Here is a 24,439-nt window from a genome sequence, read left to right as displayed (position 1 = left end):
TTAATTATCTCCAAACATGAGTGCGGTCAGAATAAAATCAAGACCTAAAATACTAAAAGCTGAATTAACGACGGTACGGGTAGTGGCTCGACTGACTCCTTCAGAAGTCGGGATGGCGTCATAACCTTCAAACAGTGCTATCCATGAAGCGACAAAGCCAAACACGATGCTTTTGATAACGCCATTGATAATGTCATCCTGAAAATCCAGTTTGGCTTGCATTTGTGACCAGTAAGCGCCTTCATCAACGCCCAACAAGCCAGAGCCAACCATTTGTCCGCCAATAATACCCACAGCACTGAAGAGTGCTGCAAGTAACGGCATGGACAGGAATCCGGCCAAAAAGCGCGGAGAAATAATGCGTTTAATCGGGTCGACGGCCATCATTTCCATGCCCGATAGCTGTTCTGTCGCTTTCATCAGACCAATTTCCGCCGTTAACGCAGAACCGGCCCGGCCTGCGAATAACAGCGCCGCAACCACGGGGCCGAGTTCCCTGACCAATGAGGCCGCAACCATGACTCCCAGCGTTTCTTCCGCACCGAAATCAGAGAGTATGTAATAGCCTTGCAGGCCCAACACCATGCCGACAAACAGCCCCGAAATGGTGATAATCAGAAAAGATAGCACGCCGACCGAATACATCTGGTTAAACAGCAGCTTGGGGCGGGCCAATACACTGAGTATGCCGGAAAGGGTTTGTAGCAGGAAAAATGTGCCGCGCCCGAGTTTGGTAAAGCTGGTGCGGGTGTTTTCGCCCAAATGCTGTAGAAATTCAATCATTTTAAAGTAAGGTGCAAGTGCAAGGCTAAAGGTAAAAAAGTGAACCTTAATAACGTTTTCCAGTCGACAATAAGTCATCGATATAATCTTTTGCCGGATAATGAAAATGCGCCGGGCCGTCGGCAGCGCCGGTCATGAATTGCTGCACCCAGTCCGATTCGGATTGTTCAATTTCCTTAGGGCTGCCTTGACCGACAATTTTTCCTTCGGAAATGACATAAATATAATCCGCTATGGCCGCTGTTTCCTGAACATCGTGAGAGACAACGATACTGGTCAGTCCCAAAATAGTGTTCAGCGACTTGATCAGATGAACCAATGCGCCTTTGGAAATAGGATCCTGGCCGGTAAAAGGTTCATCGTACATGATCATCATCGGATCCAGCGCAATGGCCCTGGCCAACGCAATACGCCTGGCCATGCCGCCGGAAAGTTCGTTAGGCATTAAGTTACGCGCCCCTCTCAAGCCGACTGCTTGCAATTTCATCAGCACCAAGGTGCGAATCATCGACTCGGGAAGGTGAGTATGTTCGCGCAACGGGAAAGCCACATTATCAAAGACATTCATGTCGGTTAATAACGCACCGCTTTGGAACAACATGCCCATGCGTTTACGCAGATTGTACAGCTCGGAACGGCGAAGGCGGTGGACATTGTTACCATCGACGCTAACCGTGCCTTGCGCAGGAAACAGTTGTCCGCCGATCAGTTTTAACAGCGTCGTCTTGCCTGTGCCGCTAGGTCCCATGATGGCAGTAATTTTACCGCGCTCAAATTCCAGCGAAATATCGTCAAATATTTTCTTGTTACCGCGAGAAAACGACAAGTTTTTAACAGAAACCAGGCTGTTTTGCGGGGAGACGCTGTTATCCATGCGTAGTTTGAGATAATGTGAAAATTAAACAGACTATTTTCTATGACTATTCCCTGTTAAGTCAATCTATTGTGCAGCTGGTCTGAAAGGCAGCCGATATATAAGGTTGAATTTGCCTGGGCCTTGTGGATGCCTGAACACTATTTTTGTCAGGATTGTCGGTATGTTTGCTGTAGTCAAGATCATCGGCAGCCATTATCGACATAGGGAGTGATGTAAATCTAAAATATTTCGTGTATCCTTTTTTAGTAACCAAGCTAACCGTCAGGGACACGAAGTCGCTGAACGTTTCGTTTATACCGTAATCGGTTTATTTAGCAGATAGAAGACAATAAAATCCTATTGTCGCCGTTATTCGTGGAAAGAAACGATTGATAATAATATCTTGGACCGTTCAGTCTCATAAACCTGCAATATCATTGTGAAAAAACTTACCCAAAACTATCTAGTCGGCATCGACCTTGGCACAACGCATACCGTGGTCGCTTACGCTAAAGCCGATAATAAAAGTCAAGAAATACAAATTTTTCAAATCGAGCAGCTGATCGCTCCCGGCCAAGTTGCCGCAAGACCGTTGTTGCCGTCGGTGCGTTATCATCCTGCGACCGGCGAATTGTCAGAGGCCGATCTTTCGTTCCCTAGCGGTGCGGAATTATCGGGTGCTACCGCCGTCATTGGCGAGGCCGCACGTCTGTTGGGTGCGAAAAGCAAAGGCCGATTTGTCACCAGCGCCAAAAGCTGGCTATCGCATCCGTCGGTGGATCATGCCGCTGACATTCTGCCGTGGGGCAGCGGCGATGACATTAGCAAAGTTTCGCCTATAGCGGCCAGCGCCAGTTATTTGTCGCACATCCGTACCGTCTGGGGACATCAATTTCCGGATGCGCCGCTGGAAAAACAGGATATTGTGATTACCGTTCCCGCCTCGTTCGATGAAGCTGCCAGATCCCTGACGCTGGAGGCGGCGAAACTTGCGGGATTGTCTAATGTCCGGCTGCTGGAAGAGCCACAGGCTGTTTGCTACGACTGGTTAAGACGCAATACCGGCACCATTAAACAGGCGTTGGCTAATGTGCATTTATTGCTGGTGTGCGATGTAGGCGGCGGCACTACCGATTTGACGCTGATCAAAGTAGAGCAGGGCGAGCAGGAGCCTAAATTAACCCGCATCGGGGTCGGCGACCATTTAATGCTGGGCGGCGACAATATCGATCTGGCCTTGGCGCATCTTGCCGAAAGCCGCCTGGATAACGGTGGAAAACGCCTGTCGGCGGCGGATTTGTCGCAGCTGATCGAACAATGTCGGATTGCCAAAGAGCGCCTGTTGGCAGACGATGCGCCGGAGCAAATCAATGTCACCTTGCTGGGCGGAGGCTCCAAACTGATCGGCGGCTCCCGTTCTGTTCCTCTGTCTAGGGATGAAGTCAGGAGCATTGCGCTGGACGGTTTTTTCCCGTTGTCGGGTCTTGATGAATTGCCGGACAGAAAACGTAGCGGCGTGGTCGAGTTTGGCTTGCCGTATGCAGCAGAACCTGCGGTCAGCAAACATATCGCCGCGTTTTTAAAGCTGCACGGCAGCGCATCCCGCGAGGCTTTCTCCGCGCCTACTCCCGGCAGGCTTGCGGCATACACACCATCCCTGGCGATCGCCGCGCCGGTTCCTGACCGGCCTGCGACATACACACCATCCCTGGCGATAAAAGGGGAGGGCGGCGTACCGGATGCACTGTTGCTTAATGGCGGCGTGTTCCGCAGTCAGCCGATTACCCAGCGCATGGTCGATTTAATCCAGTCATGGCGCTCCAGTCCGCCGCTATTGCTGGAAAACAAGTATCCCGAATTGTCCGTCGCTTTCGGAGCGGTCAGTTATGCGCTTGCGCGGCGGGACAAAAAACTTAAGATTGGCGGGGGCGCGGCACGCAGTTATTTCCTGCTGGTCGATACCGACGATTCTGCCAAGCAGCAAGGAATTTGTATCTTGCCCAAAGGCAGTGAAGAAGGCGATGAAGTGATCCTGAAAAACCGGCGTTTTGCGCTGCGCTTAGGCGTGCCGGTGCGTTTTCACCTGGTTTCATTGTCTGGCGACGGCGACTTCAAACCGGGCGATGTGACCGACATTACCGACTTGTTTCATTCCCTGCCGCCGCTGGCTGTGGCGTTTGAAGGCGATGACAGCAAGCTGAATGCCGAGGTCATTGTCGAACTGGCGGTTAGCCAAACCGAAGTCGGTACGCTTAAGATTCAATGTATTGCCGTTGAAGATAGCAGCCAGCGTTGGGATGTAGAGTTTCAGATCAGAAAAAAAACAGTCGGGTTGCAAATAGATGCGGCTTTGCCCGGAAATTTTAACCAGATTGCCGAACGGATACAGGCTGTTTTCGGCGCGAAATCCAGACAGATTGACCCCAAAGCGGTAAAAAATCTGCGCGCCGATCTGGAAAAACTCATCGGTGTAGCCCGTACCGAATGGACGACGCCGTTGCTGAGAGCCATGTTCGCGGTCTTGCTGGAGGGAGGGAAATACCAACGCCGCTCAGATAATCACGAACGCGTCTGGCTGAGTCTGGCGGGTTTTTGTTTGCGTCCCGGATTCGGTTATCCTCTGGATGACTGGCGCGTCGAGCAGCTGTGGAAAAACTATCCGCAAGGCATCCAGTTTGTTAACGAAACCCAAAACTGGACGGAATGGTGGACGCTGTGGCGACGGATGGCGGGCGGCCTGGATGCGGCGGCGCAGGAACGGATTTTTACCGATATTACAAAATTCCTGGACCCTGCTGCGGCAAGGCAACCCGGCGTTATCAAGCAAATCAAAAATCGCGGTTACGACGATATGGTTAGGCTGGCGGCGGTTTTGGAGCGTCTTCCTGTCGCCAAGAAAATACAACTGGGCGAATGGCTGTTAAAACGTCTGGAAAAAGCCAGCGAACCCAATCAGACCTGGTGGGCCGTGGGACGCATCGGGGCAAGAATGCCGTTTCACGGCAGCAGCCACAATGTTATTCCCGCCAACATCGTCTGTTTGTGGTTACAACAGATGTTGGCGGTAGACTGGAAGAAAATTCCGCAGGCCGGTTTTGCTGCTACACTCATTGCGCGTATGAGCGGCGACAGGGCGCGGGATATTGATGAAACTACGCGCCTACAAATCATCGAAAAACTAAAGTTAAATAAAGCGCCTGCATCCTGGATAGACATGGTCGAGCAGCAAAAAGAGCTGGACGAAAAGGAAGAAAAACAGGTCTTTGGCGAAGCATTGCCGCCGGGATTAAAGCTTATTACTGAAGCGTAGCATTTAAAGAAGGTCACAATGAAGTTAGTCAGTATCGTCATCGTCGTAGGATTTATCCTGCTGTATTTTATAGATTCGGCATTTAAACTTAACCCGTTTAATGTGGAAATGTTAATTCATAGTGGTCTGAGGTTTCTTACCGGCTTTATGGTTCTCGGAATCGGGGTTTTTTATGCTCATCAAATCAAACTCAGATATGCGGTTGGTCTGGTATTGCTACTTGCCTTGGGCGATGACATTTGGGATTACACCAGAGATGTCAACAGTTTCCGTTTTGAAGTCATGCTGCACAGCATCTATATGTTGGCATGGGGGGCTTTGGCGGGGTATGCGCTTATGAAGGGATTGATGACTAAGGTTCGTAGGTTGGAATAAGGCCTCCCAATCTGTTCTGCGTGAGTCCTTCGGCTTTTGTTCAGAAGAGCCTTGTCGAAAGGCGTAGCGCGTGGTCGCGTTTCCGGCGGAACACCGGAAACGCCTATTTTTGCTTACGCGCTAACTGGCTTATTCCGGTTTACTTGGCTACCGGCACGATGACCGGCAGAAACAAAAAACTCGATATTGTTTGTTGTCGGTGCTGTTGGCGTTGGATACATGACAATCAACTTTGCTTGTTTCATGGTTTTTTCATATCGATTATTAATTAGGAGTGCTTATATAAAGCTTATTGGTAAGGTTTGTAAAATACCCGCTTGCTATCAAGCAATAGGCTTTGCCTATTGATAAGGAATTTCCATGGAAATGCATCATGGCTGTTTGCGATAAGGGATGTTTACCCGCGGCGCAATTCGTCTATGTATCCCAAGCTTCTTTGACGCCAGCGATTAAGAAACTTGAACTGGGCGGTGAGTTGTTTACCTGAAAACCGCAGTTAGTCCACGAAAGACACGAAAGAAATCAGTATGTTGTATTTTGCAGCCATTCACCCTTTGGGCATAGCTATCTACACAAGTTTTCCTGAATTATGCGTTCCCACGCTCCCGCGTGGGAACGCGAGAACACACGATAAATTGTAGGGGCGACCGGCCGCCCGCCCATTGCCCACCATAGCTTGACGGGCCATGGTGTCTCGGCCAAAACGTTTAAATACGCCAGGAAGTGGGAGTAACGCCTACATCGCGATGAGGGTGTGACTTCGTTTAAAGCGCCTACTGTAGGTAGTCGCCGATTGAACAACGCATTGTTGACTGACTGGGCGACTAAAGTCGCCCCCGCAACCCTGTCCATGCGTCAACTTAATGGTGGTGACACTCTTGCGTGAAAGCGAGCGAATAACTTGCGTAGATAGCTATGCCCTTTGAGTGACGATCTACAACTTGGTATCTCTCTGAATATTTTCGTGTTTTTCGTGGATCAAATGATTTTTCTAGGTTTAAGTGGGACAGGGCGGACTGTCAGTTAACGGCATTAGGCCACATCCGACAGGGCCTGGAATTAGTCGTAAGATTTACGCGATTTACAGGCAGTCGATATCGACAAAACCTGAATTGCAGGCGTTGATTTCAAAATTGGGTTTAGGAGGGGGCGACTAAAAACTGATCATGTTTCCATAAAAGCCGCAATGGCTTATTGACTGGTTGAGTATGCGATTGAGCGATGCGTATTCGTTTGTGCCGGTCATCCTAGAAAAATCATTTGATCCACGAAAAACACAAAAAGCACGAAAATATTCAAAGAGATACCCAGTTGTAGATCGTCACCCAAAAGGTGAATGATTGCGTAATACAACATACTGATTTCTTTCGTGTCTTTCGTGTCTTTCGTGGACTAACTGCGGTTTTTAGTGTTATGGCCTCAACTCCCAAGCAATGTAAGCATCTCGTCCCTACTAATCACCTCTTTCTCTTGTAACAACTCGGCCAGTTTTTCCAATGCCGACCTGTTTGCAACGATGATTTCACGCGCACGTGTTTCACCTTCTTCGACCAGCGCTATTATTTCGGTATCGATAAGTCGGGCTGTCACATCGGAGTAATTACGATACTCTGAAACTTCTGTTTCCAAAAACTGAAGCTGCTGGCGCTTGCCGTATGTCAATGGCCCCATTTTTTTGCTCATGCCCAGATTGCAAACCATGTTGCGGGCAATCTCACTGGCCTTTTCCAGGTCATTCTGGGCGCCAGTTGAGATACTGCCCAAAACAATTTCCTCGGCCATGCGTCCGCCCAGCAATATGGCTATCTGGTCTTTCAGCTCATCTTCTGTCGATAAAAACTTTTCCTCTACCGGCAATTGCAAAGTGAATCCTAAGCCCGATACGCCACGGGGAATAATGGAAATTTTATGCACCGGCTGTCCGGTTGGCACATGCTCGGCGACCATTGCGTGTCCTGCCTCGTGAAAAGCCACTCGGCGCTTTTCGTTGGGATTTAAAACCCGATTCTTTTTTTCCGGCCCGGCCAATATGCGATCGATAGCCGACTCGAAGTCTTCTTTTTCGACCTTATTGTGATCGACCCGTATCGCCATTATCGCCGCTTCATTGGCTATGTTGGCAAGATCTGCACCAACCAGTCCAGGCGTACGCCTGGCAATGATTGACAGATCGATATTTTCAGCCAGCGTCAGCGCTTTGGTATGCAATTTAAGGATCTCAATACGGTCTTGCAAATCCGGTTTATCAACAACAATTTGACGGTCGAAGCGTCCGGAGCGCAACAGCGCTTTATCAAGTATTTCAGGGCGATTGGTTGCCGCCATCACCACCACGCCAACCGATGTATCGAAACCGTCCATTTCGGTCAGCAGCTGGTTCAAGGTCTGTTCGCGCTCGTCATGCCCGCCGATCATCACCGGGCCGCCACGGCTACGACCAATGGCATCGAGCTCATCAATAAAAATGATGCAGGGCGCTTGATTTCGTGCCTGCACAAAAAGCTCACGCACTCTGGCTGCGCCAACGCCGACAAATAGTTCAATAAATTCTGATCCGCTGATGTTAAAAAACGGCACCTGCGCTTCGCCGGAAACAGCGCGCGCCAGCAGGGTTTTGCCTGTTCCTGGAGGCCCAACCAGCAACACACCTTTGGGCATGCGTCCACCTAATCGCTGGAATTTTTCCGGTGTTTTTAGAAAATCGATGGACTCTTTAAGTTCTTGTTTGGCGCTATCGGCACCGGCTACATCGTCAAAGGTGATTTTGGCTTGGGTGTCCTGATGAATGTGAATTTTGTCGCCCAAATTAAGAAAAGACTGCGCACCACCGGCTGTGGTACGGCGCATGACCCACGACCAAATAAGCACCAGGATTAACATCGGGATAATCCAGTTGAAAAAAAGATTGCTTAACCAGTTCTCGCTGCTTCTGACGACAAAATCAACCTTGTTTACGGCCAACATCTCAGCAAGATCGGTTTGCCACAACGGAATGGTCATGAAATTTTTGGCAGGTTGCTTGGCGTCATCCGACTTGATAACACCGGTAATAAACCGCTCGGTTACCACCGCCTTATCAATTTTGGCCTCTTTGACAAGATTAATAAATTGACTATAAGGGATTTCATCACGCTGCACTTCTTGAACACTATTAAACAATGTCAGCATCGCGATGAATAACAATGCAAAGTAAATGATTTTTTGTCGTCTGGAGTGGGTGGTTTTTTTATCTAGCGGTTTATTCAGTTCCCGCTCCGGTTCCTGTTTGGATAGATAAGCAAAACCCGCCAGCAATAAATTTTTCAGATAGACGAATAAATTACCCAGTAAGGTGAGTACGGTCTTAATAATATTGTTCTTTGAATCATCCATAACGATGGTGCCTAGCCCTAATTCTTCTATTTTGAAAATGTTCTACCGACTGATCAAGCAATGAAACAACCTCGTCGCAGCCAATAATATTTTTACTGCTATCAAAAATGTAACGAGCCAGATTGGTGATTGCTGCCCAGTTTGCATCATCATTGACAAAATCAAATGCTACGGTAAATAATTCGTTCAGTTTTTTATCTTTTTGTTGCTTATCGGCAGAGAAACAGTGTAAATATTCATTAGTCAAGGCCAGATCGGAGCTGCCGCCATAATTTTTTAGCGCTTTCAGATTGACTAACCGATGGTTAAATAGTTCATCATCAGTGTCTGCGACATGTTTAGCTTCAGCCAACGGCCCGATGAGCAGATTAATAATATCCGCCTCAAAGGCTAACATATAATCCTTTAGCAACTGCGCTGCTGTGTCATTGGGTTCCGTTAATTCATCTACCAGGCCTTCTATTGACGATGGCAACAATTCAATTAACCGGCCGCCTTCGACTCGAGCAATACAATCGTCATGGGTTGTTTGGTAGGCCATGATCTCCGCAGCGGTCACGCGGCTCATTTCCTTGAAAATAATTTTAAAAAAAACCGGTGGCAGCTGTCTGGCTTTGTTATTTAAATGAATGCCCGCCGCATGCCCCGCTTCATGATAAGCAATGCGTTGTTTATGTTCTATTAATTTGTCCTGGTCGAGGGTTTCAATCATCTTGTTTCGTTTCATAATAAACACCATTTCTTTATGCTAAATTTCACAATTAAATATTGTGAAATAAGGAATTACTCTTCATCCTGGAACCAGTAAAAGTATTGATTTCTAATTTCCCATTCGGCTTCAAGCCAGTCTTCCATCTCATGCCCGGCAACAAACCCCCTTTTTTCGGCTTTACAGTAAGCCCGTTCGGCAATCATTTTTTGAAACCTGTCTTTGCTAATATCCTCCCTATTTGTCTTCCGTCTTGCATTGAACTTGGCCACAACCTTACCCCCCTGCACATTTTGAAGGAAAATCCTTCGCTTAATTATTCTATGTGCAAAAAAAGGGTAGAACAATTCGTAGGAATACGTAGTATGCAGTAAATCTAACATGAAAAATGAGGTGAAATAAGTCGTATGAATACCTACTTCTGCCTTATTTTTAGAAATTCAGGCGGTAATCAATCTGTTTAAATCGGGAAAAACATCGCTCACTTCATTAATTTTTGAAAAATATTTGACCATGGTAAGACAGGAGAACTGTATAAATAACCTTGCCCTTCATCGCAACCTAAGTTCACTAAGCAATTTTGTTGGGCAATCGATTCAATCCCCATCGCAATAACCTGTAAATGCAAGCCATGGCCTAAAGCTATCACCGCACGGGTAATGGCCTCTTTATTGACGTTAGTCAATACATCGACGACAAATGAACTATTAATTTTCAATTTCTTGACCGGAATACGATTTAAGTTATTAAACGAAAAACAGCCCACGCCAAAATCATCAATAGTCAAATCTATTCCCGCTGCAACCAACTGATTAAGCGCCTTGATGGTTTGTTCAGAATTATCCATAAAACTGCCGCCGGTAAGTTCCAGCTCAAGATAAGACGGAGCTAGCCCACTCGAATGCAGTATCCGCTCAACCGTTGCCACAAAATCGGAGCGTGAAAACTGAATCGCAGATACATTAACGACCATTTTTTTGACTTGCAATCCCTCATCCAACCAGCGGCGCATCTGCATGCAAGCGTTTTGCAATACCCATTCACCCAGGACCACAATAAACCCGCTTTCCTCGGCTATAGGTATAAACTGTCTGGGTGACATCAATCCCAGCGTTGGATGCATCCAACGCACCAAGGACTCAACTCCCACCAGTTTTCCGGTTTTAAGGCAGACCTGCGGCTGGTAATATAAAATCAGCTCATGTCGCTCTAGTGACTGACGTAACGCCGATTCCATCGACATTTTTTCGAAAGCTTCCGTGTTTAACTCCAGGCTATAATATTGAAAGTTATTGCGGCCTTCATTTTTGGCACGGTACATAGCGGCATCGGCATTCTTAACCAAAGTATCCGTATCCTTGCCATCCTGTGGAAACAGGCTTATGCCCACGCTGATCGATATTTTCAATCGATAGCCTTTAATATAAACGGGAGCATTAAAGGTATCTATCAGCTTTTGTGCGAGCTTGGCAGGATTTTTAGCATCGGAAATATTTTCCATAAACACCACAAACTCATCGCCGGCATAACGTGAAACCGTGTCTTCTTTTCTGACCAGATTTTTTATGCGTTTTGCCGCCTCCCTTAACAAACCATCGCCGACAGCATGCCCGTAAGTATCATTAATGCCCTTAAAACGATCAAGATCGAGAAATAATACGGCTGCCTGCGAACCCTCCCGCAGTGCATTTTGCAATGAATGATCAATACGATCCTTCAATAACAGTCGGTTTGGCAATTTAGTCAATGGGTCGTGGTAGGCTAAGAATCCCAGATGATCCTGAGTCTTCTTAAAATGCGTTATATCCATAAATACATGGACATAATGAGCTGCATTGCCACTTGAATCCTTTATCTCGCTAACGGTAGTCCATGATGGGAAATCCATGCTGATTTTATGACGACGCCATATCTCACCCTGCCAGTTATTGACCTCCCCTGTACGGTTGTTTAAATCATCATCAATTTTTAGGCTGTTTTTCTTTGAGTGTAAAAAATGAGCGCTCTTTCCGTAAACATCCTGCTGGGTAAAGCCGGTTATGGTGGTAAACGCCTCATTAATTGAAATTATCTTTTTGTCTTTGTCGGTAACAAATATACCTTCCCCTATATTATTAAAAATAACCGATGCCATGCTCAGATTGCCTTCAGACTGCTTTTGCCGGGTAATATCGGTTAATGTCATTAATATCTGATGAGGCTGATGTTCGCCCGCCCTGAATTCAGGTACTGAATGAACGGCAACCCAGATATAACTTTGCCGTTCAGCATTAAACAGTCCCATAACCACACCTTCCACAGGCTTTCCAGTACGTAAGGTCAATAACGAAGGCTGTTGTTCTTCGGGGAAAACCGAGCCATCTTCCTGGATAACGTTAAAACAGGAATCAACAAACTTGCGCCCTATAAGCATGTCGCGAGGCAGGCCAAGAAGTTGTTCGGCTGCCTGATTGACGGCCAGCACCACTCCCGTCGCATCCAGATAAATGACGCTTTGATCAATATTTTCAAATAGACTGCGATATTTGGCCTCGCTAATTCGTAAGGTATCAATAGCCAGTTTGCTATTTGTTAATTGCGGCATCATAAAAAAAACGAAGCCAATATTCCAAAATCTTCCTTAAATTTTTCGAACATGGCATGTCTACTCCTTGGGTAATAAAAATATCCAACATTTGACTGGGTTTATTCATTAAGGAAACAATCTGCCCAGATCATTTACTGTTCAGCGAAAAAACCTGGGTTTTTTATTTTCCGCATGCGAATTTTTTTTTGATTTTGTTTTTACCTCCTTGTAATATTCAAGTTCGTCATTCATAAACTGCTTTTCTTTTAGTTCAATATCAATCCTGGGGATTCTGTATTGGCAGTTTTTATCCAACTGTTGCCTATCATCTTCTATCCAAGTTGCCATATTACTCTCCAGACTTTCTAGCATGGGTCTTGTAAAAATTAACTAAAACCATTTTAATTTTCAGGTAATTACCGTTAACGGTTGCCGCTGTCGAAAACTCAAACCTACAATCCACGCCATCAGCGTATGACTATGGCTAAAGTCTATAACAAAGAAAATAACTGCAAAATTCGTACGCATACCTAAGTAGTTTTACTTATGTATTTCTACTTATTAATGTCGTACCTTATTGATGAGTCGTTACAATAGATATAATATGAAAAGGAGGGTTAGAAAATAAAGATTAATCTCGTCAATTCCGGCATATTACGGAAAGAACTGAGCAAGGTAAGGTGTTGATACTGCGAGAGAATAGCATGTGTATTCTTCAGTATCAGCTTGTTTCCTCGGCTCGCAGAAACAGATATTGGTTATGAGTAAATCACCTAATGGACACCTGATGACTGAAAGCCTTGGCAGAAAAGCAGAGGCCTTCTTGGATGAGCACCGTGAAACTATCCGAAAACAGGCAGAAATCATGCTTGCTCATTCCGCTGCCGATATTGCCCGAATGTCCACTGAAGACATTCAAAAACTGCTGTTTGAATTTCAGGTTCACCAAATAGAACTGAAAATGCAAAACGAGGAATTAAACCGGGCGCATCAGGAATTGACTGCGTCCCGTGACAGCTATGCGCAACTTTATGATGCATCGCCAATCGGTTATCTGACGTTAAATGAAGCCGGGATCATCCAAAAAGCCAATGTTGCGGTGGCAGTCTTGTTGGGCGGTCTAAAAGAAGAACTTATCAACAAGCGCTTGGGGCAGTTTATTCACCCTTCGGATCAGGATAATTATTACCTGTTTCTACATCGCCTTTTGGCCCAAAAAACCGAGCAAGTCCTTAGTGCCAAAATCAGGAAGTCGTGTGACTCGCTCACCGATCCAAAATGCCAGTACGTTAGCTTGTGTGAGGAGGCGCGTTTGTCTCAACCCTGCGATAGAAACAACAATATAACGTATATTGAATGCTGCGCAAGCGTCATTTATAATGATAACAATGTGTTACAAATATGCATGATCATTCATAACGTAACCGAACGTAAGCAAGCGCAAGAAACCATCGCCTGCCTTAATGATAAATTGGAACAAAAGATTCGCAGACAGACCAATGAACTGACCTTAACTAATCTGAGTTTAGTGAAGAAAGTTGAAGAGCTCCGCCATTCCAAGCGACAATTAGTAGAACGGGAAGCCAAACTCAACTCCATTTTTAATGCGTCAGTGGAGGGCATTATCACCATTGACATGACCGACATTATCGTATCGGCTAATGCCGCAGTGGAAACTATTTTTGGCTATAAACCGGAAGAGTTGATAGGGTGCAATATTAACAAGCTCATGCAGTCATCACCCAGAGAAATGAATGATTGCAACATGTCCCGTACAGTAAAAATGGCCGATCAAATTCGGGAGATTGAAGGCATACGAAAAAATGGTTCCATAGTGCCCCTGGATTTGTCCGTAGCCGAATTTTCAATTGATAATGCGCACTATTTTACCAATATTGTCCGTGATATAAGTTTACGCAAACATCAGGAACTGCAAGACAAGGAACATCTGGACGAACTCGCCCATGTCACTCGCCTTGGGCTGATGGGTGAAATGGCCTCGGGCATTGCCCATGAAGTCAATCAACCCCTGGCTGCCATTTCCAGCTATACGCAAGCCAGTCTAAATCTTATGAGCGCTAAAAATCTCGACAAGATAAAGCTTTCCGAGATCTTATCCAAAACTCAGCAACAGGCTCTAAGGGCAGGGCGGATCATTCATCGCATGAGGGAATTTATTAAATCGCATCCAAAACATCGCTCAACTGCCGACCTTAATACTTTGATTCATGAGGCTGCCGACTTATGTATTGCTGAACTTAAACAAAACTATATAAGGCTGACGTTTCAACTGGAAAACAATCTGCCGCCGATTGATGTCGATCATGTACAGATTGAGCAGGTTCTCATAAACCTGATCCGGAACAGTGTTGACGCGTTAAAAGACTTACCCGCGAACCAGCAACGCCAAGTATCCATCCATAGTCAGTTGATTCCCAACGATGGCATACAGGTCAGGGTGAAGGACAATGGACCGGGAATTGATGAAGAACAACAACAAAAAATATTGACGCCTTTTTATACCACCAAGGCAGACGGTATGGGTATGGGGCTGTCCATCAGTCGCTCACTTATCGCAGCCCATGACGGTAATTTACAGTTCAATAGCCAGTCCGGCAAAGGCACCACTTTTTATTTCACTCTACCCGTACGGAGAAAATCTAATGAGCGTAATTAAATCGACACCTCTCGTTTATTTAGTTGACGATGAATTTGCAATACGTGACTCGTTAACGCTGTTGATTGAATCAACGGGACAAAAAGTCAGGAGTTTTGAATCTGCCGAGGCGTTTTTGCATAGCTATGACCCTGAACAGCCAGGATGCCTGCTCCTGGATGTTAGAATGCCGTTAATGACCGGTCACGAACTTCAGGCTGAATTGTTGAACAGAGGCATCAGTATTCCTATCATTTTTATCAGCGGCCATGCCGATATTCCAGACTCGGCAAAAGCATTTAGGGCTGGTGCGATCGATTTTCTGGAAAAGCCGTTCGATAATGAAATGTTGCTGGAACGAATCAATGAAGCCATTCAAAAGGACGTTGCGTTCAGGGAAGAGTTTATCAAGAAACGCCGTATACAAGACCGTATCGATCATTTGACAACGAGAGAAAAAGAAGTGCTGGGCCTGATAGTTAAAAGTCACTCCAACAAGGAGTCAGCAAAAATACTCAATATCAGCAATCGCACCGTAGACGTACACCGGGCAAGCATCATGGAAAAAATGCAGGCTGAAAATGTCGCCGAACTGATAACGATGGTCATGTATTGTGAAACGCCGGGCAGCAGTTCACTGGAAGAAAGGTTTCATTAGTTTTGTGGTTTCCCGTGCGCTGATATTCCATACACCATAACACCTGAGGGCGGCTCAAATTCCGTTCTGCCTCATTCGCACCCTGCTTTCAGAAGATAACATGTCAAACCCCGTCACCCCTTTGTTGGCAGCCGATATTTTAATCGAACTGATCGACCAACCCGACCGGCCGTTTGTGCTGATCGAACGCGCCTACCCGCCTTACGGTTGGGCAGTGCCGGGCGGTTTTGTCGATGTTGGCGAAACCGTGGAAAATGCCGCGATTCGCGAGGCCAAGGAGGAAACCTGTCTGGATATTACGCTGACGGCTTTACTGGGCATCTATTCCAATCCCGAACGAGATTCCCGCAACCATACCGTCACCGCCGTCTACATTGCCGAAGCCTCGGGAATGCCGCGAGCCGCCGATGACGCAAAAAATTTCGGCATTTTTACGTTCGACAACCTTCCCGCCGTGCTGGCATTCGATCATGCCCAGGTTGTGGCGGATTATCGAAATTACCGAATGACCGGAAAAGTCACGCCGTTGCGGATGTAAATGAAAAAAGCCTTTGTCCACGAAAAGCACGAAAGGCACGAAAAAGTCTTAAAAACTTCGAAGTTCAAAGCTGGCTTTGAATGATTTACAAGTACAAGGCCAGCCTTGTACTCCAGTAATACACGAAGCTTATCTTGATCCATTTTTCGTGCCTTTCGTGGACAACTCTTAACATCAGTTACTCATCATCCATCACCGGCGGACAGCTGCAAAACACATGTCGGTCGCCATACACATTATCGATACGCCCGACCGGCGGCCAGTATTTATCGCCATGCTGATCGTTGTTCGGGAAAAAAGCCTGTTGTTTGGAGTAAGGGCGCGTCCATTCTTCCAGCAGCAAGCTGTGGGTGTGCGGCGCATTATGCAGCAGGTTGTTTTCGGCGTCGGCAGCGCCGGTTTCTATGGCCTTGATTTCTTTGCGGATGGCGATTAACGCTGCACAAAAACGGTCAATCTCGGCTTTGTCTTCGCTTTCGGTAGGCTCTATCATCAAGGTGTCGGCGACCGGGAACGACACGGTGGGCGCATGAAAACCATAATCGATCAATCGCTTAGCGATGTCTTCGACGGTGACGTTGCCGGTCTTTTTAAAGGCATGGCAATCGATAATGCACTCATGCGCTACCCAGCCGTTTTTGCCGGCGTATAAAATCGGGTAATACGGCGCTAGCCGTTTGGCGATGTAATTGGCGTTCAGAATTGCGGTCAGGGTTGCGCGTTTTAACCCGGCTGCTCCCATCATCGCGATATACGCCCAGGAAATGGTATAGATGCTGGCCGAGCCCCAGGGTGCTGCGGACACCGTGCCGATAGTGCCGTGCTCGCCTTTGGCCGGATTAACGCCTTCAACAACCGGATGGTCAGGCAGGAACGGAGATAAATGCGCGCCCACGCCTATCGGGCCGACGCCGGGACCGCCGCCGCCATGCGGAATGCAGAAGGTTTTATGCAGGTTAAGATGAGCGACATCGGCGCCGATTTTGCCAGGACGACTCAAGCCTACCAGTGCATTAAAATTGGCGCCATCCAGATAAACCTGCCCGCCGTGCTGGTGGATCAGGTCGCAGATTTCCCGGAACGCCTGTTCGAACACGCCGTGCGTAGATGGATAGGTAATCATTAATGCGGCCAGCGTATCCTGATATTCGGCGGTTTTCGTGCGCAAATCATCCAGACTGACGTTGCCATTGTCATCGCAGGCGACCACCACGACCTTAAGCCCGGCCATCGTGGCGCTGGCCGGATTGGTGCCGTGCGCGGAAGCGGGTATCAGGCAGATGTTGCGCTGCGCCTGGCCTCTGACTTCATGGTATTTGCGGATCACTAACAGACCGGTGTATTCGCCCTGTGAACCGGCATTGGGTTGCAAAGAAAAAGCGTCAAAGCCGGTTAGGTCGCATAACATATCTTCCAGCTCGGCAAACATCTGTTGGTAGCCGTGGGTTTGGTACAGCGGCGCAAACGGGTGCAGCGCGTTAAATTCATAATAGGAAATGGTCTGCATTTCCGTCGCGGCATTGAGCTTCATCGTGCAGGAACCCAGCGGTATCATCGAGCGATCCAGCGCTATATCGCGTCTGGCCAAGCGGCGCATATAGCGCATCATTTCGGTTTCGGAATGGTAGCGGTCGAACACCGGATGTTGCAGGATTTGATCATTGCGCAACAAGGCTTCCGAGATGCACTCGCCGACCGTGGCATCCAAGCCGTTGATGTCGGGGAGGTCTGCTACCGGGGATGCAAAAACCTGCCAGACATCCCTTAAGTTTTCCCGCGTAGTGGTTTCGTCCAACGATATGCCGATGTGATCCGCATCGATCACACGCAGGTTGATATTGGCTTCCGTGGCTTGGGCGGCAATGCGTTTCGCCCGGTTCGGGGTGCTGACCACCAGGGTATCGAAATAACACTCGCTAAGCACTTGATGGCCCAGTTGGGTAATGCCTGCGGCCAGGATTTGCGTGTAACGATGCACCCGGCCTGCAATCAAACGCAAGCCTTCCGCGCCGTGATACACCGCATAAAATCCGGCGATCACCGCAAGCAACACCTGGGATGTGCAGATATTGCTGGTGGCCTTGTCCCGGCGGATATGTTGCTCTCGGGTTTGCAGCGCCATGCGCAACGCAAGCTGTCCGTGGCTGTCTTTGGATACGCCGATAATGCGGCCGGGAACCGAGCGCTTGTATTCGTCTTTGGTCGCAAAATAGGCGGCATGAGGCCCGCCATAACCCATCGGTACGCCAAAGCGCTGGGAGTTGCCGACTACGATGTCGACGCCGAATTCGGCAGGCGCTTTAAGCAACACCAGCGCGAGCAAATCCGCAGCTACCGTGACCAGCGCCGATTTGGCCTGGGCTATCGCGGTGACGGCGCTCAGGTCTTTTATTTCGCCTTTACCGCCGGGATATTGCAGCAACAGCGCAAAAAAATCGTATTGCTCCAGATCTTGATAAGGATCGGCAACGATAACCTCGTAACCCAGGGAACGGGCGCGGGTCTTGATCACGGCCACGGTTTGCGGATGGCAGTCCTGATCCACGAAGATGCTGTTGGCAGCGCTCTTGGACAAACGCCGTGACATGGCCATAGCTTCTGCCGCCGCCGTGGCTTCATCCAGTAGCGAGGCGTTGGCAAGCGCCATGCCGGTTAAATCGATAATGACTTGCTGAAATGTCAGCAGCGCTTCCAGTCGCCCCTGGCTGACTTCGGCCTGATAAGGCGTGTAAGCCGTATACCAACCGGGGTTTTCCAGTACATTGCGTTTAATCACGGACGGCATGATGGTGTCGTAATAGCCCATGCCGATCATCGAGGTGAATACCTTGTTGCGTTCGCGCATTTTGCGCAGATGCTTGATCACCGCGCGTTCGCTGACCGTTTCGGTCAGTTTTAACGGTTCATGATTCAGGATATTGGCCGGAATGGCCAGATCGATAATATCTTCCAGTTCGCTGATGCCCAGCTCTGCCAACATGTCTTGGGTTTGCTGAGGATTGGGGCCGATATGGCGGTTGATGAAATTACCGCGCATTTCCAGTTGAGCCAAGCTAGGGCGAGATGGGGGCATGGTTTGTACCTACTCGGTAATTAGGGAAAAAACATTGTCCACGAAAGACACGAAAAAAAATATAGGTAAAAGGCGAAGGGCGAAGGGCGAAAAACTAGACTTCAACATGGCCAATCTTCGCCTTGCGCCCGTCATTTATAGTAGCGGTGGGGAACAAAGGGTAATGGGGTCACGGTAACCGGGATTTTATGATCCCGCACCTTGGCGTATAGCGTATTGCCCAAGTTGGCAGCAGTCCGGGCCAGCAATGCCATTGCAATCGGCCGCCTCAACGTGGGAGAAAAACCGCCGCTGGTAACACGGCCTACGGCAATATCCTCATTGTTGAAAATTTCACTGCCATCCCGCACCGGTATTTTGCCTTGCACCAGCAAACCTGCGCGGATTTTTTCTGAACCTTGCTGCAGTTGAGCCAGAATTTTGTCGGCTCCGGGAAATTGGTCATGACCTTTTTTAAATAACCACTGGAGGCCTGCTTCTACCGGCGTAATCGATTCATCGATTTCATGGCCGTACAGACATAGACCCGCTTCCAGGCGCAAGGTGTCTCGGGCCGCCAAACCTATAGGCTCAACATCGTCTTTAGCCAGCAGCAGACGGGCAAGTTGTTCCGCGTAATGATGGCCTACCAAAATCTCAAAACCGTCTTCGCCGGTATAGCCGCAACGCGTGATGTTGCACTTTATACCTTTGATGTAGGTTCCGCAGGCTTGCATAAAGGAGAGTTCAGAGGCTTGCACAGAAAGCTTTTTCATGACCGATGCGGCAGCAGGTCCTTGCAAGGCGAATAAAGCCTGCCCGGTCAATTCATTGAAGCAACACCGGCCGGATATTTGCTTATACAGATAGTTAAAATCTTTGTCTTTGCAGGCGGCATTGACAATAATCATCACCCCCGATTCGATGCGGGTAATCATGATGTCATCAATAATTCCCCCCTCGCTGTTGGTTAATACCGTATATTTCTGCTCGCCGGGTTTAAGCTTGGCAATGTCGCCGGGTATCAGTTGCCCAAGTTCCTGAACGGCATCATCGCCCAGAATCAGACACTGCCCCATGTGGGAAATATCAAAGAAACCGGCGTGGCTGCGACAGTGTAGATGTTCGTGCAGCGTGCCGTTACCGTATTGCAGCGGCATAAGGTAACCGGCAAAGGGCACCATTTTGGCACCCAGTTCGAGATGGAGATTATAAAGTGGAGTCTGTTTTAACATGTCCGTATTGATTTTGGCGGGTAAGCTTAAGATGATAGTGTAGTTATTTGTTCGATTATTTGCCACGAACAGCGCGAAAAACGTGAAGAAAAAATCTAACGACTCGATTCTCACCATAACACGGATTAGGCGAGACTTCATACAGGCTACCCACCAATAACTTGTTTTTAGTTTTTTAGATTAAAGCCATAGCTTGTATAATCCCTGCTTTGTTTCGGCTTGATTCATCTTGCTGCATTCACTTCTTCTAAAATCTCAGAGAACTCTATGGCGCTGTATTGTGGAATCGTTGGTTTACCCAACGTTGGAAAATCGACCTTATTTAATGCATTAACCCGCGCGAAAATCGCGGCCGAGAATTACCCCTTCTGCACCATTGACCCTAATGTAGGCGTCGTTCCCGTACCTGACGCCAGAATGGACAAGCTGGCCGAGATTGTAAAACCCGAGCGCGTGTTTCCTACCACGATTGAATTTGTAGACATCGCAGGTTTAGTTGCGGGCGCATCAAAAGGCGAAGGCCTGGGCAACCAGTTTTTAGCCAATATTCGTGAAACAGATGCGATTGCTCATGTGGTGCGTTGCTTTCATGATGATAACGTGATCCATGTCGCCGGAAAAATCGACCCACTCTCCGACATTGAAATCATTAATACCGAATTGGCCTTGGCCGATATGGCTTCCGTCGAAAAATCCCTGTTACGTGCGACCAAAGCGGCCAGAACCGGCAACAAGGACGAACAGGCTAAAAAAGACGTGCTGGAAAGGGTGTTCAAACAATTGGACTTAGGGGAACCCGCACGAACCCTGCCGTTAACCGAAGATGAAAAAGCCCTGATTAGGGATCTGTGCCTGATGACGCTCAAACCGGCCATGTACATTGCCAATGTTCAGGATGACGGTTTCGAGAACAATCCCTTGCTGGATAAAGTGCAAGCCCTGGCCGACAAAGAAGGCGCGATGGTCGTACCGATTTGCGCCGCCATAGAGGCGGAAATAGCCCAGTTAGATGATGCAGAAAAAAAGGAATTCCTGGACGATCTGGGACTGGAAGAACCCGGCTTGAATCGCGTCGTAAGAGCCGGATATGAATTGCTGAATCTGGCGACCTATTTTACTGCGGGCGTAAAAGAAGTCAGGGCCTGGACCATTCCGGTAGGTGCGACCGCACCCCAGGCGGCCGGTGTGATTCACAGCGATTTTGAAAAAGGCTTTATTCGCGCCGAAGTCATCGCTTATCAGGACTTTATCGACTATAAAGGCGAGCAGGGCGCAAAAGACGCCGGGAAATGGCGGCTTGAAGGCAAAGATTATATCGTTAAAGACGGTGACGTCGTTCATTTCAGATTCAACGTTTGACAAAGGAAGAGCGGGTACTTATAATTCCCGCTCTTCAAAAGAGCCGTTTACATGGCGATGTAGCTCAGCTGGTTAGAGCACGGGATTCATAACCCCGGGGTCGGTGGTTCAAGTCCACCTATCGCCACCATACACTCTGCACTGATTATTCAGCACCATCCGTACTAAATGCCTACCCAATTGTTGTAGGTGTTTTGTCGGAATCAAGCACAGCAATACCCATCCCCAACTCAAGCCAGAAACCCTACAAATACAGTAACTTTTACCGGTAAATAAAAGGTCAATCAGTGGTAAACTGAGCCTGAAATCAACAAAAAACCTTTGAAGCATTTGTACTGGGTCTGACAAATATCAGCATCGTAAACAGCGCTCCTAGTACAATATAGAACAGTCTTATTATTGAGGAACTCCCATGCAAACCTATCTGCCCTTTATCAAAGCGCTTCTTTCCGAATGGTATCTTTTGACCCTGAACAATCCGTTGTATGCTGCGGCATTAGCGTCAGCCGTCTGGCTGCTGACCGCTTTGCTTTACAGTATCCGAATTGCCTCGGTAAAAAGAGCAAAAGTTGCCAGTGAAAAGGCGGGCATCGAAAAGCTCAATGCCGCACAACAACAGTTACAGCACAACCAGGAGGAATTGGCGGAGGCTGTTATGCACAGGGAAAAAGCCCAATCGGCAGCTCAAGGTGAAACACAGCGGGCTTTAACGCTGGAGCAGTTGCTTTATCAACGCAACCAGCAGATTGCCGGAATTATTCAGACACTGGCGACAAGTTTCGATCTTGGCGAACGGCCATTACTGGCCAGTGAAGATGTTAAGGCGGACTCATTGTGGCAGCAGCATGATAAGGTCATTACGCAATTAACCGAGCGTCTGCGTACCGAGCAGCAAGCAAAAATAGAGTTACAACAAGCCTGTCAGGCGGAGGCGACAAAACTGGTCGAAAAGGATGTGCTGATTAAGGCTCTGCAAACGACGTTAGACAGCCATACCAGTCAGCTTTCCAGGCTAGAGGTGGCGTTTGAAGAACAAAAAACCCTGCTGCAACAGCAGCAGCATAATGCTCACCAGGTTTTATCCGACACCCTGAAAAAATACCAGGCGGATACGGCTCGCCCGGTAGAACCGGAACAGGAAACGATTAAGACCGTTACTACTTCGCAACAACCCATAAGCTTGGAAGAAAGCCCGGTTATTGAAGAGTCCCCGATTGCACAGCCAAAGCCGGATAGCCCTGTCATTCAGGTCAGTGACGTATCGCATGCAGCGGTTAGTTGGCAGAAAGAAGCTCCGACTGAATGGGTAACGACTGAAGAAGCGGCTGCGCCAATGCCGTCAGCCATAAAGCCTCAAGCGGCGGTTGAAGAAGCGCCTTCTGTAACAGCGGACACCGGTCAGCAGCCGGTTATTCCCGCTAAAGGATCACTGGGAAAATTCAAAAACCTGTTCGGTAAAAAACAACAGCCGATTAAAACAGAGCCGCAATGGGCAGACCTCAAGTCGAATGAACCGCTGTCATCGGATGAGAAACAACAGCCTGAAAAGGAAGTCAAAAAAGAGTCGGGAAAACTGAAAGGCTTTTATAGTAAGTTCAGATCGAAAGGTAAATAAGCGGCTTCAACATGGGACAGTTTAAGGTGATTTTCGTGGATTCATTATTCGAAATCACCTAATCCTTGCCCGTGTCCCGTCTTAAGCGGGAAGCCCAAAAGGGGCAGGGGATTCAAATCAACAGTATTGCCCTGCACACCACGCTGACGACCAGGCCCACTGAAAATTATAACCGCCCAGCCAGCCGGTAACATCCAGTACTTCACCGATAAAATAAAGCCCCGGCACTTGCTTGCTTTCCATAGTTTTAGAGGAAACAGTATTGCAGTCAACCCCACCGGAAGTCACTTCAGCGGTACGATAGCCTTCGGTGCCATTGGGTTTAATCGTCCAGTTATTAAACTGATCCGCAACCCGCTGAATCTGTTTGTCCGACAAATTCTGTAACGACAAATCCAGTAAATCCTCAGGCAGAAAACTAGCGATCAGCCGCTTCGGCAAATAGCCTTCCAGGATCGTTTTTAACTTGTTTTTAAGCTTTTGTTGGCGCCTCGATTTTAACTCTGCCTCCAGATTTAGCTGCGGCAACAAGTTAATCACAACGTCCTCACCGGCCTGCCAATAGGATGAAATCTGCAAAATCGCCGGACCGCTTAAGCCGCGATGCGTAAACAAGACGTTTTCACTAAAGCTCTGCCGTTTGTTGCTGACCACACAAGGCACGGCAATACCCGATAACGCCGAGAATTTTTCTTTATCTTCCGGCTGCAAGGTAAACGGGACCAGACCTGCGCGGGTAGGCAGCACATTAATGCCGAATTGCTGGGCTATTTTATAGCCCAGAGGTGTCGCGCCCATTTTGGGTATCGACAAGCCGCCGGTCGCAACGACTAATGACTGACAGCTAGAATCGCCCTGTTTGGTTTTAACAGAGAAACGGTTATCTAGCCGTTCAATTGAATCAATGTCGGTACTCAATTGCACCATTACGCCTGCCTTAGTGCATTCTACCAACAACATATCCAGAATATCCCGGGCGCTTTCATTGCAAAACAATTGCCCGTGATCTCTTTCATGAAAAGCAATCTGGTATTTTCCGATTAAAGCCAGAAAATCCCATTGGCTATAGCGGCTCAGCGCCGACTTGCAAAAATGCGGGTTCTGCGAAATAAAGTTATCCGGTTCAATAGAATAATTGGTGAAATTGCAGCGACCGCCGCCGGACATCAGAATTTTTTTCCCCGCCTTATTGGCATGATCCAGAACCAGCACCTTACGTCCGCGCTTGCCCGCCTCAATGGCGCACATCAGACCCGATGCTCCGGCCCCAATAATAATGATGTCGACCTCAGTCATTGTTTTCCTTTAAAACGCTGTTAGGCAAAGCCTGCATAAATAAACTAATTCTATAGCAA

At 47.9% G+C, this 24,439-nt stretch carries 18 protein-coding genes and 1 tRNA gene; 8 read left to right on the top strand and 11 right to left on the bottom strand.

Annotation, left to right across the window (positions count from 1 at the left end; translation table 11 throughout):
• Both mlaE and RW114_RS04800 read right to left on the bottom strand, forming a co-directional pair.
• Window positions 1-783 carry a lipid asymmetry maintenance ABC transporter permease subunit MlaE gene (gene mlaE, locus RW114_RS04805; RefSeq protein WP_340121582.1) on the bottom strand — a complete coding sequence of 261 codons (783 nt, stop codon included), beginning with the start codon at window positions 781-783 and terminating at the stop codon, window positions 1-3.
• A gap of 46 nt (window positions 784-829) precedes the next feature.
• Entirely contained in the window at window positions 830-1,657 is an 828-nt protein-coding gene (locus RW114_RS04800; RefSeq protein WP_340121581.1) for an ABC transporter ATP-binding protein, read from the bottom strand.
• A 421-nt stretch (window positions 1,658-2,078) separates the two neighbouring features.
• Between RW114_RS04800 and RW114_RS04795 the strand changes: the two genes are divergently transcribed.
• Both RW114_RS04795 and RW114_RS04790 read left to right on the top strand, forming a co-directional pair.
• Entirely contained in the window at window positions 2,079-4,949 is a 2,871-nt protein-coding gene (locus tag RW114_RS04795; RefSeq protein WP_340121580.1) for an Hsp70 family protein, read from the top strand.
• Between the two features lie 18 nt (window positions 4,950-4,967).
• Window positions 4,968-5,324, top strand: coding sequence for a hypothetical protein (locus RW114_RS04790; protein ID WP_340121579.1), 357 nt, complete (start codon window positions 4,968-4,970; stop codon window positions 5,322-5,324).
• A gap of 113 nt (window positions 5,325-5,437) precedes the next feature.
• Here the strand turns inward: RW114_RS04790 and RW114_RS04785 are convergent, their stop codons facing one another.
• From RW114_RS04785 to RW114_RS04760, 6 genes are all read right to left on the bottom strand, one after another.
• A complete protein-coding gene (locus RW114_RS04785) occupies window positions 5,438-5,569 on the bottom strand; it encodes a hypothetical protein (protein WP_340121578.1) in 132 nt (43 codons plus the stop codon).
• 1,174 nt (window positions 5,570-6,743) lie between these two features.
• Window positions 6,744-8,696: an ATP-dependent zinc metalloprotease FtsH gene (ftsH, locus tag RW114_RS04780; protein WP_340121577.1), complete on the bottom strand. Its 1,953-nt coding sequence runs from the start codon at window positions 8,694-8,696 to the stop codon at window positions 6,744-6,746.
• On the bottom strand, window positions 8,689-9,423 hold the full coding sequence (locus tag RW114_RS04775) for a hypothetical protein (RefSeq protein WP_340121576.1): 735 nt from the start codon (window positions 9,421-9,423) through the stop codon (window positions 8,689-8,691). Before RW114_RS04775 ends, ftsH begins: the two co-directional genes overlap by 8 nt.
• A gap of 56 nt (window positions 9,424-9,479) precedes the next feature.
• Window positions 9,480-9,788 (bottom strand): DUF2934 domain-containing protein, encoded by a 309-nt coding sequence (locus RW114_RS04770; protein WP_340121575.1) that lies wholly within the window; start codon window positions 9,786-9,788, stop codon window positions 9,480-9,482.
• Between the two features lie 98 nt (window positions 9,789-9,886).
• On the bottom strand, window positions 9,887-11,989 hold the full coding sequence (locus tag RW114_RS04765; RefSeq protein ID WP_340121574.1) for a putative bifunctional diguanylate cyclase/phosphodiesterase: 2,103 nt from the start codon (window positions 11,987-11,989) through the stop codon (window positions 9,887-9,889).
• A 141-nt stretch (window positions 11,990-12,130) separates the two neighbouring features.
• Window positions 12,131-12,343, bottom strand: a complete 213-nt coding sequence (locus RW114_RS04760; RefSeq protein ID WP_340121573.1) for a hypothetical protein — start codon at window positions 12,341-12,343, stop codon at window positions 12,131-12,133.
• 388 nt (window positions 12,344-12,731) lie between these two features.
• Between RW114_RS04760 and RW114_RS04755 the strand changes: the two genes are divergently transcribed.
• The 3 genes from RW114_RS04755 (at window position 12,732) to RW114_RS04745 (ending at window position 15,823) form a co-directional block, all read left to right on the top strand.
• Window positions 12,732-14,648: a PAS domain-containing sensor histidine kinase gene (locus tag RW114_RS04755; protein WP_340121572.1), complete on the top strand. Its 1,917-nt coding sequence runs from the start codon at window positions 12,732-12,734 to the stop codon at window positions 14,646-14,648.
• Complete coding sequence (locus tag RW114_RS04750; protein ID WP_340121571.1) at window positions 14,635-15,285, top strand: response regulator transcription factor; 651 nt, start codon at window positions 14,635-14,637, stop codon at window positions 15,283-15,285. Before RW114_RS04755 ends, RW114_RS04750 begins: the two co-directional genes overlap by 14 nt.
• Before the next feature lie 100 nt (window positions 15,286-15,385).
• Complete coding sequence (locus RW114_RS04745) at window positions 15,386-15,823, top strand: NUDIX domain-containing protein (RefSeq protein ID WP_340121570.1); 438 nt, start codon at window positions 15,386-15,388, stop codon at window positions 15,821-15,823.
• A gap of 178 nt (window positions 15,824-16,001) precedes the next feature.
• Here the strand turns inward: RW114_RS04745 and gcvP are convergent, their stop codons facing one another.
• Together gcvP and gcvT are read right to left on the bottom strand one after the other, a co-directional pair.
• Window positions 16,002-18,896: an aminomethyl-transferring glycine dehydrogenase gene (gene gcvP, locus RW114_RS04740; RefSeq protein WP_340121569.1), complete on the bottom strand. Its 2,895-nt coding sequence runs from the start codon at window positions 18,894-18,896 to the stop codon at window positions 16,002-16,004.
• Window positions 18,897-19,027: 131 nt separating this feature from the next.
• Window positions 19,028-20,110 (bottom strand): glycine cleavage system aminomethyltransferase GcvT, encoded by a 1,083-nt coding sequence (gcvT, locus tag RW114_RS04735; protein ID WP_340121568.1) that lies wholly within the window; start codon window positions 20,108-20,110, stop codon window positions 19,028-19,030.
• 267 nt (window positions 20,111-20,377) lie between these two features.
• Between gcvT and ychF the strand changes: the two genes are divergently transcribed.
• The 3 genes from ychF (at window position 20,378) to RW114_RS04720 (ending at window position 23,084) form a co-directional block, all read left to right on the top strand.
• Window positions 20,378-21,469 (top strand): redox-regulated ATPase YchF, encoded by a 1,092-nt coding sequence (ychF, locus tag RW114_RS04730; protein ID WP_340121567.1) that lies wholly within the window; start codon window positions 20,378-20,380, stop codon window positions 21,467-21,469.
• 53 nt (window positions 21,470-21,522) lie between these two features.
• Window positions 21,523-21,599: transfer RNA gene (locus tag RW114_RS04725), tRNA-Met, on the top strand.
• Window positions 21,600-21,881: 282 nt separating this feature from the next.
• Entirely contained in the window at window positions 21,882-23,084 is a 1,203-nt protein-coding gene (locus RW114_RS04720) for a hypothetical protein (protein WP_340121566.1), read from the top strand.
• A 117-nt stretch (window positions 23,085-23,201) separates the two neighbouring features.
• On the opposite strand, the gene RW114_RS04715 is transcribed toward RW114_RS04720, so the two are convergent.
• A complete protein-coding gene (locus tag RW114_RS04715) occupies window positions 23,202-24,380 on the bottom strand; it encodes a BaiN/RdsA family NAD(P)/FAD-dependent oxidoreductase (protein WP_340121565.1) in 1,179 nt (392 codons plus the stop codon).
• Window positions 24,381-24,439: the final 59 nt, after the last annotated feature.

The sequence above is a fragment of the Methylobacter svalbardensis genome (genome assembly GCF_037671525.1).
Taxonomy (GTDB): domain Bacteria; phylum Pseudomonadota; class Gammaproteobacteria; order Methylococcales; family Methylomonadaceae; genus Methylobacter_A; species Methylobacter_A svalbardensis.
This window is presented reverse-complemented; position numbering and strand designations above follow the sequence as displayed.